General features: G+C 39.0%; 12 protein-coding genes. 8 read left to right on the top strand and 4 right to left on the bottom strand.

What is annotated here, in order from left to right; all coding sequences use genetic code 11:
- Positions 1-12 precede the first annotated feature (12 nt).
- The 5 genes from ACJVDH_RS02175 to ACJVDH_RS02195 all read left to right on the top strand — a co-directional run bounded on the left by ACJVDH_RS02175 (position 13) and on the right by ACJVDH_RS02195 (position 4,647).
- Positions 13-1,323 carry a UDP-glucose dehydrogenase family protein gene (locus ACJVDH_RS02175; protein WP_443945937.1) on the top strand — a complete coding sequence of 437 codons (1,311 nt, stop codon included), beginning with the start codon at positions 13-15 and terminating at the stop codon, positions 1,321-1,323.
- Between the two features lies 1 nt (position 1,324).
- Positions 1,325-2,314, top strand: coding sequence for a UDP-glucuronic acid decarboxylase family protein (locus ACJVDH_RS02180; protein ID WP_443945938.1), 990 nt, complete (start codon positions 1,325-1,327; stop codon positions 2,312-2,314).
- A gap of 1 nt (position 2,315) precedes the next feature.
- A complete protein-coding gene (gene galE / locus ACJVDH_RS02185; RefSeq protein WP_443945939.1) occupies positions 2,316-3,338 on the top strand; it encodes a UDP-glucose 4-epimerase GalE in 1,023 nt (340 codons plus the stop codon).
- Positions 3,339-3,899, top strand: coding sequence for a hypothetical protein (locus ACJVDH_RS02190; RefSeq protein WP_443945940.1), 561 nt, complete (start codon positions 3,339-3,341; stop codon positions 3,897-3,899).
- 76 nt (positions 3,900-3,975) lie between these two features.
- Positions 3,976-4,647, top strand: coding sequence for a tyrosine-protein phosphatase (locus ACJVDH_RS02195; protein WP_443945941.1), 672 nt, complete (start codon positions 3,976-3,978; stop codon positions 4,645-4,647).
- A 25-nt stretch (positions 4,648-4,672) separates the two neighbouring features.
- Here the strand turns inward: ACJVDH_RS02195 and ACJVDH_RS02200 are convergent, their stop codons facing one another.
- From ACJVDH_RS02200 to ACJVDH_RS02215, 4 genes are all read right to left on the bottom strand, one after another.
- On the bottom strand, positions 4,673-5,902 hold the full coding sequence (locus ACJVDH_RS02200; RefSeq protein ID WP_443945942.1) for an ABC transporter permease: 1,230 nt from the start codon (positions 5,900-5,902) through the stop codon (positions 4,673-4,675).
- Between the two features lie 63 nt (positions 5,903-5,965).
- Positions 5,966-6,736 (bottom strand): ethanolamine ammonia-lyase subunit EutC, encoded by a 771-nt coding sequence (gene eutC, locus ACJVDH_RS02205; protein ID WP_443945943.1) that lies wholly within the window; start codon positions 6,734-6,736, stop codon positions 5,966-5,968.
- Positions 6,729-8,120 (bottom strand): ethanolamine ammonia-lyase subunit EutB, encoded by a 1,392-nt coding sequence (locus tag ACJVDH_RS02210; protein WP_443945944.1) that lies wholly within the window; start codon positions 8,118-8,120, stop codon positions 6,729-6,731. The genes eutC and ACJVDH_RS02210 overlap by 8 nt, the downstream gene beginning before the upstream one ends.
- Before the next feature lie 328 nt (positions 8,121-8,448).
- A complete protein-coding gene (locus ACJVDH_RS02215) occupies positions 8,449-8,802 on the bottom strand; it encodes a HesB/IscA family protein (protein ID WP_443945945.1) in 354 nt (117 codons plus the stop codon).
- Between the two features lie 90 nt (positions 8,803-8,892).
- Here ACJVDH_RS02215 and ACJVDH_RS02220 point away from each other — a divergent pair, with 90 nt between their 5' ends.
- From ACJVDH_RS02220 to dnaA, 3 genes are all read left to right on the top strand, one after another.
- Entirely contained in the window at positions 8,893-9,423 is a 531-nt protein-coding gene (locus ACJVDH_RS02220; protein ID WP_443945946.1) for a DUF7935 family protein, read from the top strand.
- A 63-nt stretch (positions 9,424-9,486) separates the two neighbouring features.
- Positions 9,487-11,034: an acyl-CoA mutase large subunit family protein gene (locus tag ACJVDH_RS02225; protein WP_443945947.1), complete on the top strand. Its 1,548-nt coding sequence runs from the start codon at positions 9,487-9,489 to the stop codon at positions 11,032-11,034.
- A 451-nt stretch (positions 11,035-11,485) separates the two neighbouring features.
- Entirely contained in the window at positions 11,486-12,916 is a 1,431-nt protein-coding gene (dnaA, locus tag ACJVDH_RS02230; protein WP_443945948.1) for a chromosomal replication initiator protein DnaA, read from the top strand.

The following is a 12,916-nucleotide window of genomic DNA, read 5'->3' on the forward strand; positions in this document are numbered from 1 at the left end:
GCTTAAAAATATATGAAGATAGCCGTTATTGGTACCGGATATGTAGGTTTGGTTACCGGAACCTGTTTAGCCGAAACAGGAAACGATGTGATATGTGTAGATATTAATGAGGCAAAAGTTAATAAAATGCAGAATGGTGAAGTGCCGATTTATGAACCGGGATTAGACCTTCTTTTTCACCGAAATATTGAGCAGGGAAGACTTGTTTTTACAACTAAACTTGCTGATGCAGTTAAGGAATCGCAAATCATTTTTATGGCTTTGCCAACGCCTCCGGGTGGAGATGGCGCAGCAGACCTTTCTTACATTTTGGGCGCTGCAAAAGACATTTCAAAACTGATTACGGAATATAAAATTATCGTCAACAAATCTACTGTTCCGGTAGGTACTGCAGACAAGGTTAAAGCCGTGTTTACAGAAAACACAACTGTAGAGGTTGATGTGGTTTCTAACCCGGAGTTTTTGCGCGAAGGTGTTGCTGTTGATGATTTTATGAAACCAGACCGTGTGGTGTTGGGCACAAGAAGCGAAAAAGCTAAAAAAATAATGGGCGAATTGTATGGCCCTTATGTGCGCCAGGGAAACCCGATTCTGTTTATGGATGAGCGTTCTTCTGAACTCACAAAATATGCAGCTAATTCATTTCTGGCTACAAAAATTACCTTTATGAATGAAATTGCCAACCTTTGCGAACTTGTAGGTGCAGATGTTGATGCGGTACGTAGAGGAATTGGATCTGATGACCGTATTGGCAAAAGATTCTTGTTTCCGGGTGTGGGTTACGGAGGTTCTTGTTTCCCGAAAGATGTACAGGCTTTGGTGAAATCTTCTGATGATTATGCGTATGATTTCCAGATTCTAAAATCGGTGATGGAAGTCAATGAAAAACAGAAAACCATTCTGGTTGATAAAGTTTCTAAATACTATAAATACAATTTAAAAGGCAAACATTTTGCCCTTTGGGGTTTGGCTTTTAAACCAGAAACGGATGATATCCGCGAAGCGCCAGCTTTATATATTATTGACAATTTGCTTAAACACGGAGCAACTGTAACTGTTTTTGATCCTGAGGCAATGGAAAATGTTAAAGCCTTAATTGGCGATAACGTTAACTATGCGAAAAACCAGTATGAGGCGTTAGAAAATGCAGATGCGCTCCTGATCGCAACAGAATGGTCGGTTTTCCGCAATCCCGATTTCGATAAAATTGATAAAATTCTGAAAAATAAGGTCATTTTTGATGGACGTAATCTTTACGATCTGCAGAAAATGATAGACCTTGGATATTATTACAACAGTATTGGAAGAAAGTTGATAGATTAAAATGGGAAGAAAAAGGATATTAATTACCGGTGCAGCAGGTTTTTTAGGCTCGCATCTTTGCGATCGTTTTATCAAGGAAGACTACCATGTAATTGGAATGGATAATCTGATTACCGGAGATTTAGCCAATATTGAACATCTTTTCAAACTGGAAAATTTTGAGTTTTACAATCATGATGTGTCCAAGTTTGTTCATGTTCCGGGCAAATTAGATTATATTTTACATTTTGCTTCGCCTGCCAGTCCGATAGATTATCTTAAAATCCCAATTCAAACACTAAAAGTAGGTTCTTTAGGCACACACAACTTGTTGGGATTAGCCAGAAATAAAGGTGCCAGAATGCTCATCGCATCTACATCTGAAGTCTACGGAGATCCGAATGTAAATCCACAGCCCGAAGAATATTGGGGAAATGTAAATCCGGTTGGTCCGCGTGGTGTTTATGACGAAGCAAAACGTTTTCAGGAAGCGATTACCATGGCTTACCATACTTTTCACGGAGTAGAAACCCGCATTGTACGTATATTTAATACCTACGGACCAAGAATGCGATTGAATGACGGACGAGTATTGCCTGCCTTTATTGGTCAGGCTTTGCGCGGTGAAGACTTAACCGTTTTCGGCGATGGCAGCCAAACGCGTTCATTTTGTTATGTAGACGATTTGATTGAAGGGATTTACCGTTTGTTGATGAGCGATTATGCAAGTCCGGTGAATATTGGCAATCCGGATGAAATTACCATCAAACAATTCTGTGAAGAGATTATTAAGCTTACAGGTACTTCACAAAAAATTGTATACAAAGAACTTCCTCAGGATGATCCAAAACAGCGCCGGCCAGATATTACAAAAGCACAGGAATTGTTGGGTTGGGCACCAAAAGTTGGGCGCGCAGCAGGATTAAAAATTACTTATGAATATTTCAAATCACTTTCTGCAGAGGCATTATCAAAAATAGAACATAAAGATTTTACCACATATAACCGATAAGATGAGCAAAATTTTAGTTACCGGCGGAACCGGATACATAGGTTCGCATACCGTAGTTGAGCTGCACAATGCAGGTTACGAGGTTGTAATTGTTGATAACCTTTCCAACTCTAACGTCAAAATTATAGATCAGCTGCACACCATCACCGATAAATGGTTTGATTTTGTGGAGATTGATTTACAAGATGAACAGTCTGTTCAGGATTTTGCAGATGCAAATCCGGATGTTACCGGGATTATTCATTTTGCTGCATCTAAAGCTGTTGGCGAATCGGTAGAAAAACCGCTAAAATATTATAAAAACAATTTTTATGGTTTAATAAACCTCTTAACGGCATTTAACCGTAAAATTGATTTTGTTTTCTCTTCTTCTTGTACGGTTTATGGCCAGCCAGATCAGCTTCCGGTAACAGAAGCTGCGCCGGTAAAGAAAGCCGAATCGCCTTATGGCAATACCAAACAAATTGCTGAAGAGATTTTAGCCGACACTGCTGCGGTAACGCCAGATCTGAATGTGATCGCTTTGCGTTATTTCAATCCGGTAGGCGCGCACAAAACTGCATTAATTGGCGAATTGCCAAATGGAGTTCCTGCAAACCTGGTTCCTTTTATCACACAATCTGCCATCGGAAAACGTGGCCCAATTACTGTTTACGGTGATGATTATGAAACGCCAGACGGATCAGCAATCCGCGATTATATCCATGTTGTAGATCTGGCTAAAGCGCACGTTGCAGCAATAAAAAGATTGGAAGAAGGAAAATCGACTTCAAATTACGATGTATTTAATATCGGCACTGGGAAAGGATCATCAGTTTTAGAAATTATTAAAGCTTTTGAGCAATCGACCGGAGCGAAGTTAGATTACAAAATTGGACCGCGCCGCGTTGGCGATATTGTTCAGATTTATGGTGATGTAGCAAAATCCAATACAGAATTGGGATGGAAAGCAGAACTGGATATCAATGAAATGATGCGATCTGCCTGGGAGTGGGAACAATACATCAAAGCAAATCCATTTTAAATGAAACTTTCAGAGCATAAAAACTTAAAATCGGCAATTACAGATTTACCTCCGAAAGAGAAGGATAAATTATTATTGCGCCTGATTGCCAAAGATAAAGTGCTCACAGAACACCTTCATTTTAAATTGCTTGAAGATGAAAGTGATTTGGACGATCGGAAAGAACAGATAAAATCCGATGTAAGAGATCAGATTTCTGCATTAAAAACGCTTAATGCAAAGGAAGCACTGGCTATTGTGCGGAAAATGATCACATCTGTAAATCATTTTTATAAGGTTACCAAAGATCCGCTTGGAGAAGTAGAACTTAAAATATTTGTGCTTAATGCCATTCCGGTAGAGTATAAACGTTCTATTTTTGGTTACCGCGATTACCTTTTTTTGTTTTATGCATATTATATAAAAACAGCAAAGGTAACGATGACTAAATTTAAGAAACTGCATGAAGATCTTCAGTTTGATCTGAGTGCAGATTTTAATACACTGCTAAAAAAAATCTATTCATCAAAACTGGCAATATCGGCAGAAGCCGAAAATTTGCCGAAAGAAATTGGCCAATAATACGCATCTTATGTTCGGATTATTCAAAAAGAAAAAGATAGCCCCCGAATTTGATTACTCTGTTATAAAAACAGATATGCACTCGCATATTCTGCCGGGAATTGATGATGGCGCACAAAACTTAAACGATTCTATTTTGCTTGCAAAACGCTTTAGGGCGCTGGGTTTTGAACGTCTTTTTGCAACACCGCACGTAATGGCCGATTTTTTTCGCAATACACCGGATACCATAAACCGTGCATTAGATGTTTTGCGTAAAGGTTTGCTGGATGCAGAAATTGATTTGGAAGTGAATGCCGCCGCAGAATATTATTTAGATGAAACTTTAGAAAAAAAAGTGCGAGAGAAAGAAGTGCTCACATTTGGCAAAAACTATCTTTTGTTTGAACTTTCTTTTGTAAATGCACCACAAAACCTATTTGATTTTATCCGGAAAATACAAGACGCCGGTTATCAGCCTGTATTGGCACATCCCGAGCGTTATCCATATTACTACAGCTCGATGGAATATTACCAGCAGATTAAAGAAACAGGTTGTTTGTTGCAGTTAAATTCTATTGCCTTAACGGGATATTATGGTTCTGGTGCAAAACGTGTGGCTGAAGAAATGGCAGAAAGCCATATGGTAGATTTTATCGGTACAGATATGCATCACCTGAAACACGCAGCTGCGCTGGAAAATAGCTTGTCTACGCCTTTAATGCAGCAACTGCTTAGTCAGCATCAATTGTACAACACAATTATCTAATCTTTTTTACTATCCAATCTACAAATTACTCGTATCGTAAGGCTTCTACCGGATCAAGCTTAGAGGCTTTTTTTGCAGGGTAATATCCAGATCCTATACCAACCAGCACGCAAAGGATAAAGCCAAGAATAATAAATAACCAAGGGATAATAAATGCGCCGCCCATGGCCAAAGAAATGATGTTTCCAAGTACTATACCCAGAAAAATTCCTAAAGCACCGCCCATCAAACAAATCACTACGGCTTCAATTAAAAACTGTCGGCGAATAACTGAAGGATTTGCACCGATAGCTTTACGGATACCAATTTCGCGCGTCCGTTCTGTTACTGAAACCAGCATAATATTCATCAAACCAATCGACGCACCAATTAAAGTAATAATCCCGATTAAAATACCGCCGATAGCTACAGCCGCAAGCTGTTCAAACAAGGTTTGTGCAACAGCATCACTTTTGGTAATCTCGAAATTATTGGGTTGTGTAACTTTTACTTTTCTGATGTTTCTGAATAATGATGTAGACTCTCCAATTACATTATCCATCATATTGTTGTCCTGAACAGAAACGGTAATGGTATAAGAAGGATTTGCATTTGAATTGATTTGTTTTGCCTTAATTAACGGAACATATACAGCTCTATCTCCACTAAAACCAATACTTGATCCTTTTTTGGCTAAAACACCAATAATTCTGAAGCGGTTGTTCCCAACGTTAATCAGTTTTTCTAAGGGTTCTTCATCTTTAAAAAGTTTGCTCACTACTTCGCCACCAACAATACAGACATTGTTGCCACTTTGAATTTCAGATTTGCTAAAGTTTCTTCCATCAGATAGATTTAGTCCTTGTGCACCTAAACCATTCTCGTCTATGCCTTGTACACTGATGTTGGGATTGGTTTTGGTACTGCCGTATTTTACAGTAGATGCTCCACTGGCTACCACGCTCACCGCAACAGTACCGGGTGCATTCAGGTTTTCCTTAAATTTTACAGCATCTTCATATCGGATAGATTCAAAAGGTTTTGGTCGCTTTCCAGAGCCAATACGTATTCCTGTACCCCGATTTCTGATCGTAAATGCATTCGCGCCCATGCTGCTAAAGGCATCTGTCATACTTTTTTTAACCGCATCTAGCGTAGTTAAAATACCAACTAAAGCCATCAAACCAATTGCAATGATAAGCGCAGTAAGCATAGTACGAAGTCTGTTGCTTTTTATAGATTCAAGCGCAAGTCTGATGTTTTCTGTATAGTTCATTTAGCAGCAAGATAGTAAACCTCTGGCGGTTTTCGGATTAAGACAACAGCACTTGCCAATTTGTTACAGACGGTTTTCTTTTTCTATACATTTAACGGCAGACAAATCTTTAAGTTTAACACCGCTGAGTTTCAGATTAAAGGATTGACGCGTTAGATACATGATTTTTTCTACGGCTTGATGAATGTCTAAACCTTTGCTTCTAATGTTACTTACACAATTCCTGGATTCGTCAGTGGTGCCGATAATAGGTTTGTATGTGATATAACAACCTACACTATCTGCAGCTGTAAGCCCTGGTCTTTCACCAATAAATAGTATGGTAAGATCTGCGTTCAGCAAGGAACCAATTTCATCGCCAAGCGCAACACGTGCCTGTTCTGCCAGTACAACAGGACTTAAAGAAAAACCAGATTGTTTAATCTGAGGGATTAGAATCGATAAAATTTCTGAGATATATGTATTTATTCCAATTGCCGAAAGGCCATCGGCCAACACAATACATATGTTTGATGGGCGACAATGCAGTTCGGTTAGTAACCTAACAGATTCTGGATGTAATCTTCTTCCTAAATCTGGTCTTTGCAAATACACATCTCTGGTGCTTGCCTGGCTTGTAACCGATAAATAGGCTTGAGATTTTGCTTCCAGCGAATCTGCAATTGCTTGGCTACTTTGTACAGAATAGACCGCATCTTTAGCATGTGCATGCGCAAGTTTAAATTCCAGAAGTGCCTTTGTGGGCAAAGAAACGCCAGTTCTACCTAAAGCTACGCGAGCATCTGTAAGTTGCTTTAGTATTGCCCAATCATCGGTTTTTTGTAAATCAGCCATGTTGTTGGAATAAATATTGTTTGAGCTCTGCAGTTAACGATGGATTCCTAATCCTGTTTAAAGTTTGATCCATCAAACCTTGTTGTTCCATCCAGATAGAAAATTCTGGTGCAGGTTTTAGCTGCAGTACTTGGCGGAGATACAAAGCATCGTGAAAGGATGTAGATTGATAATTGAGCATAATGTCATCAGCTCCTGGCACGCCCATTATAAAATTAATTCCGGCTACGCCCAATAAAGTGAGCAAGTTGTCCATATCATCCTGATCGGCCTGCGCATGGTTGGTGTAGCAAATATCCATTCCCATTGGGATGCCCATCAGCTTTGCACAAAAATGATCTTCCAAGCCAGCGCGCGTTATTTGTTTGCCATCAAAAAGATATTCTGGCCCAATAAAACCAACAACAGAATTTACCATGAAAGGCTTGTATTTTCTGGCAAGCGCATAAGCACGGGTTTCACAAGTTTGCTGATCAACGCCGTGGTGTGCATTTGCCGAAAGAGCGCTTCCCTGGCCGGTTTCGAAATACATGAAGTTTTGGCCAATGCTTCCACGATTTAACGTGCTTCCGGCAGCATAGGCTTCATCCAGTAATTTCATGTCAATGCCAAAACTTTTGTTTGCTTTTTCTGTACCGGCGATGGATTGAAAAATCAAATCAACAGGTACGTTTTTTTCGATCAGATTTAATGTAGTGGTTAAATGACTTAGTACACAGCTTTGCGTTGGAATAGAAAGATTGTGAATCAATTCATCGAGCATATGTAGAAGTCGGCCGGTATTGTTCGGGTCGTCGGTAACGGGATTAATTCCAATAACGGCATCTCCGCTTCCATACAATAATCCGTCTATAATGCTGGCTGCAATTCCTTTTGCGTCATCTGTAGGGTGGTTGGGTTGTAAGCGTACACTCATATGGCCTTTTAAGCCCAGTGTATTTCTAAATTTTGTAATTGTGCTACATTTTTTCGCTACCAAAATAAGATCCTGATTGCGCATAATTTTAGAAACTGCAGCAACCATTTCTGGCGTAAGTCCGCTTGCAACCAGCGCTAATGTTTCTGTATCTGCCTCATCACTGAGAAGCCAGTCGCGGAAACTGCCAACAGTCAGATGTTTTATTTTAAAAAAAGCGTTTGCACTGTGGGAATCTACAATCAAACGACTTACTTCGTCTTCTTCGTACGGAACCACCAGATCATTTAAAAAATCTTTAAGCGGAACATCAGCCAATGCAATTTGTGCAGCTATGCGTTCTTCATAACTTTGTGCGGCCAGTCCTGCCAATGCATCGCCAGACCGAAAGGGACTTGCTTTGGCCAATAAGGTTTTGAGGTCTTCAAATTGATATGTGAAACTGGAAATGGTATACTGGTAACTCATTATTTTTCGGTTGAAGAAGTTCTCATTTTCGTGTTTTTATAACTGTCGTACCTGCAACGCTTCATCCATAATTCCACCCAAAATATTCGCCACTAGCAACCAATCCAATGCCAATTGCCCATAAATGCAGGCTTCCGAACATTTTTTTAAAGTTTTCGGATTGTTTTCCATCAAAGGCCGGATTTTTTTAGTAAGCTAAGCTAAAATACCTGAACATCTTGGTAAAAACAAGAATGAAATGACTGGAAAGTACTTTTTTTTAGTCTGCAAAAAAAAACGTTCCTGAAAATATCAGAAACGTTTAATGTTTTATAGAGTAATCTAGATTTTATGCCGAGAAACTGGTTCCGCAACCGCAAGTGCTGGTTGCATTTGGATTGATGAAAGTGAAACCACGAGAATTTAAGCCGTCTTGCCAATCAATCATCATGCCCATAAGGTACATTTGGTGTGCTTTATTCATGAAAACTTTAATGCCCTCGATGAAAAATTCCTGATCACCATCTTTTTTCTGATCAAACCCAAGAATATAATTCATACCTGCACAACCGCCGCCTTCAACACCAACCCTTAGGCCGTAATCTTCGCCAATCTCTTGCTGATCTCTTAATTTATGCAGCTCTCTTGAGGCACCTTCCGAAAAACTTACTGGAGCAAATGATGTTTCAACTGTTGTACTCATGATTTTAAATTTTAACTATCACAAATATAAATAATAATACACATTTTTGTTTTTTGGGGGATACAAAATTACCTTACTTAAACAAAATATATGAACATCCAACAGGTTATTACCGAGGTCGTAATTTTATTTTTAGGCTTATTTGCTGCCTTAATTGCCATTTATTTCGTTATCAATAAAGATCTTCAACATTTTTTTAGTCTCCGGAAATTAGAATTCCTCAATCAGAATAAAAAAGAATTGCTGCCTTTGCGGTTACAGGCGCATGAACGATTAATTTTGTTTATAGATCGCTTAAATCCGGCAAATCTACTGCTGCGTTTGCACCAGCAAGGCATTAAACTTTCTGTGTTGCAGGCCGCCGTTATTCAAGAAATTCGTACAGAATATCAGCATAATATTACGCAACAATTGTATGTTGGCAGTGAAACGTGGGCTGTGGTCAGAAAGTTAAAAGAAGATACCATTGCCATGGTAAACAATGCCGCACAAAGTTTGCCGGCTGAAGCAAACGGAGTTGATTTAAGTAAGCTGATTCTTCAGCATATGGCATCGATAAATGATAATCCATACGATTTAACGATGGAGTTGGTGAAAAAAGATATTCAGGCTTTGTTTTAAAACGTTAATATCGCATATTGATGAAATTGAACAACGACTTTCATCTGCCACATATAAAACGTTATGACCGCCAAAAAACACAGTACAAGTTCTGGAATAGAAATAAAAGAAATTTATACATCGGCAAAGCCGATAACAGAAAAACCCGGCGAGTTCCCGTTTACGCGCGGCATACAAAAAGATATGTATCGCGGGCGCTTATGGACGATGCGCCAGTATGCCGGTTTTTCTACGGCCGAAGAATCCAATAAACGTTATCATTATTTGTTAAGTCAGGGCACAATGGGACTTTCTGTTGCGTTTGATTTGCCTACGCAGATTGGTTACGATTCTGATCACGAAATGGCAGATGGAGAAGTTGGAAAAGTTGGTGTGGCAATAGATTCTTTAAAAGACATGGAAGTGCTTTTTGAGGGAATATCTCTTGAAAAAATTACTACTTCTATGACGATAAATGCTACAGCCTCTATTTTACTTGCCATGTATATTGCTTTGGCTAAAAAGCAAGGTGCAGATTTAAAACAAATTTCTGGAACGATACAGAACGATATTCTTAAAGAGTACGCTGCCCGCGGAACCTATATTTATCCGCCAAAGGCATCAATGCGGCTAATAACCGATATTTTTGAATATTGCAGTTTGGAAATTCCAAAATGGAATACCATTTCCATTTCTGGATACCACATTCGTGAAGCAGGTTCTACAGCAGTTCAGGAATTGGCATTTACGCTGGCTAACGGTAAAGCATATTTGCAGGCGGCTTTGAGCAAAAACTTGAATATAGATGTATTTGCCAAACGGCTTTCATTCTTTTTCAATTGCCACAATAATTTTTTTGAAGAGATTGCCAAATTCAGAGCTGCGCGGCGTATGTGGGCTAAAATTACCCAACAGCTGGGCGCAACAGATCCTAAAGCACAAATGTTGCGTTTCCATACACAAACCGGAGGTTCTACCTTAACTGCACAACAGCCTATGAATAATATCATTCGTGTAAGCAACCAGGCAATGGCAGCTGTGCTGGGCGGAACACAATCATTACATACCAATGGTTACGATGAAGCACTTTCTTTACCAACAGAGTCTGCGGCAAAAATTGCCTTGCGTACGCAGCAAATTATTGCATTTGAAAGTGGAGTGGTAGATACCGTAGATCCTTTGGCTGGTTCTTTTTTCGTAGAAAACCTGACAGATGAAATCGAAAATGCAGCCTGGCTATATATCGATAAAATTGATGCAATGGGCGGATCGGTGCAAGCCATTGAAAATGGATATATGCAAGATGAAATAGCTGCGTCGGCTTATCAATATCAGAATGATCTGGAAAATAAATCGCGGATTCTTGTGGGCGTAAATAAGTTTGTTCAGGAAGAGAATAACGATACAGAGGTATTTAATGTAGACGATTCTATACGCAAAATTCAAACGGATAAATTGAATGAACTCAAACATCAACGCGATAAAGAAGCCGTTGAAAATGCACTAACAAGTTTAGAGCACGCCGCAAGAACGGATTCTAATGTAATGCCATTTATAGTTGATGCAGTAGAATGTTACGCCACCCTTGGTGAAATTGCGGATCGACTTCGTCTGGTATTTGGAGAATACTAAAAGATTTGTATCTTGTTACAACTGGTTGGAGTATAGGGCGATAGAAGTGTAGGAGTTTCGACGATTTTAAAGAGTGCGGGAAGGGTTTCGATTTTATTCAAAAAACATATGTTTGATAATCAGTGGGGTAAGGGATTTTTTTATGCATATGAAATCTGAAACACAGCGATTGCGCAACACTGGCTTAAAAATTGCTTTTTAATGGGCGATTTGGAAAAACTGGTGTAGAATGCATAAAAAGGGGGTAAATGTGGAAAACGGATGTTAATAAATAGTTATCCACATAAAAAATTGAGGTTAACCTTGCTACTATATTCCTTATCAACGGGTTACGAATTATTTGAGATTTTTGTTTAGAATGTTGATAATTTTCCTCAAATTCGAAGTCCCGAAACGGAGCACTCCGTTAACTCATATCGGTATTGTAAATCAATAAATTATAGAAATCGCAATGGAAAAAACTTGTACAGAAGTGTGGAATAACTGTCTTCAAATTATTAAGGATAATATCCCGACCCAAAGCTTCAAAACTTGGTTCGAGCCAATTACCGCACTAAAATTGGAAGGCAAGGTTTTAACCATACAGGTACCGAGTTTGTTCTTTTACGAATGGCTTGAAGAACATTATGTAGGGTTGCTACGCAAAACAGTAAAAAAGCAACTAGGAGAAGATGGCCGCTTGGAATATAACATTGTTGTGGATAAATCATCCAACAGTGGAAATCCCTATACAACCAATATGCCTTCAAATGGAAATGGAGCTGAAGCGAAGGTACAATCTATGCCCATCCCGGTGGCAATTAATAAGGACATTAAAAACCCATTTATTATCCCAGGATTAAAGAAATTAAATGTTGACCCTCAATTAAATGGTAATTATACCTTTGAAAATTACATTGAGGGCGATTGTAACCGTTTGGCACGTTCTGCTGGTTACGCTGTTGCTGCAAAACCTGGTGGTACCTCGTTTAACCCACTTATGATTTATGGTGGCGTTGGATTAGGAAAAACTCACCTTGCTCAAGCTATCGGAAATGAGATCAAACGCAGTATGCCCGATAAATTGGTGATTTACGTAAGTTGCGAGAAATTCTGCCAGCAATTTGTAGATTCCCTTAAAAACAACACGATTAACGATTTCGTGAATTTTTATCAGGCTATGGATGTCATCATTATGGACGATGTTCACAATTTCGCAGGAAAAGAAAAAACACAGGATATCTTCTTCCATATTTTCAATCACTTGCATCAATCTGGCAAACAGGTCATATTAACATCAGACAAAGCACCAAAAGATTTAGCGGGCTTAGAAGAGCGTTTGCTGAGTCGTTTCAAATGGGGCTTATCTGCAGATTTGCAAATCCCTGATCTGGAAACCCGTATTGCTATTTTACGCAAAAAAATGTATGCCGATGGTATTGAATTGCCTGGAGAAGTTGTAGAATACGTAGCCCACAATATTGACAATAATGTACGTGAACTGGAAGGTGCAATGGTTTCTTTGCTGGCGCAAGCTACATTGAATAAAAAAGAGATTGATCTAAATCTGGCTAAACAAATGTTGAAGAATTTTATTAAAAATACTTCTAAAGAAATTTCAATGGAGTACATCCAGAAATTGGTTTGTGAGTATTTTGAAGTGCCTGTAGACATGGTAAAATCGCAGACCCGCAAACGCGAAATTGTTCAGGCTCGTCAAATTTCCATGTATTTGTCTAAAAGCCATACAAAATCATCACTAAAAACTATCGGTGCATTTTTTGGTGGCCGTGATCATAGTACCGTTATTTATGCTTGCCAAACAGTTGAAGATTTGATTGATACTGACAAGAAATTTAAAGCTTACGTACAGGATATCCAGAAGAAATTAAAAATGAGCTAA

Source organism: Pedobacter terrestris (assembly GCF_052343045.1).
Taxonomy (GTDB): Bacteria; Bacteroidota; Bacteroidia; order Sphingobacteriales; family Sphingobacteriaceae; genus Pedobacter.

Excerpts from the sequence above, each read along its gene's own strand:
- ACJVDH_RS02225 (WP_443945947.1), top strand. The coding sequence starts at position 9,487 with ATGACCGCCAAAAAACACAGTACAAGTTCTGGAATAGAAATAAAAGAA.
- ACJVDH_RS02220 (WP_443945946.1), top strand. The coding sequence starts at position 8,893 with ATGAACATCCAACAGGTTATTACCGAGGTCGTAATTTTATTTTTAGGC.
- ACJVDH_RS02180 (WP_443945938.1), top strand. The coding sequence starts at position 1,325 with ATGGGAAGAAAAAGGATATTAATTACCGGTGCAGCAGGTTTTTTAGGC.
- ACJVDH_RS02190 (WP_443945940.1), top strand. The coding sequence starts at position 3,339 with ATGAAACTTTCAGAGCATAAAAACTTAAAATCGGCAATTACAGATTTA.
- ACJVDH_RS02210 (WP_443945944.1), bottom strand. The coding sequence starts at position 8,120 with ATGAGTTACCAGTATACCATTTCCAGTTTCACATATCAATTTGAAGAC.
- ACJVDH_RS02195 (WP_443945941.1), top strand. The coding sequence starts at position 3,976 with ATGCACTCGCATATTCTGCCGGGAATTGATGATGGCGCACAAAACTTA.
- eutC (WP_443945943.1), bottom strand. The coding sequence starts at position 6,736 with ATGGCTGATTTACAAAAAACCGATGATTGGGCAATACTAAAGCAACTT.
- ACJVDH_RS02200 (WP_443945942.1), bottom strand. The coding sequence starts at position 5,902 with ATGAACTATACAGAAAACATCAGACTTGCGCTTGAATCTATAAAAAGC.
- galE (WP_443945939.1), top strand. The coding sequence starts at position 2,316 with ATGAGCAAAATTTTAGTTACCGGCGGAACCGGATACATAGGTTCGCAT.
- dnaA (WP_443945948.1), top strand. The coding sequence starts at position 11,486 with ATGGAAAAAACTTGTACAGAAGTGTGGAATAACTGTCTTCAAATTATT.
- ACJVDH_RS02175 (WP_443945937.1), top strand. The coding sequence starts at position 13 with ATGAAGATAGCCGTTATTGGTACCGGATATGTAGGTTTGGTTACCGGA.
- ACJVDH_RS02215 (WP_443945945.1), bottom strand. The coding sequence starts at position 8,802 with ATGAGTACAACAGTTGAAACATCATTTGCTCCAGTAAGTTTTTCGGAA.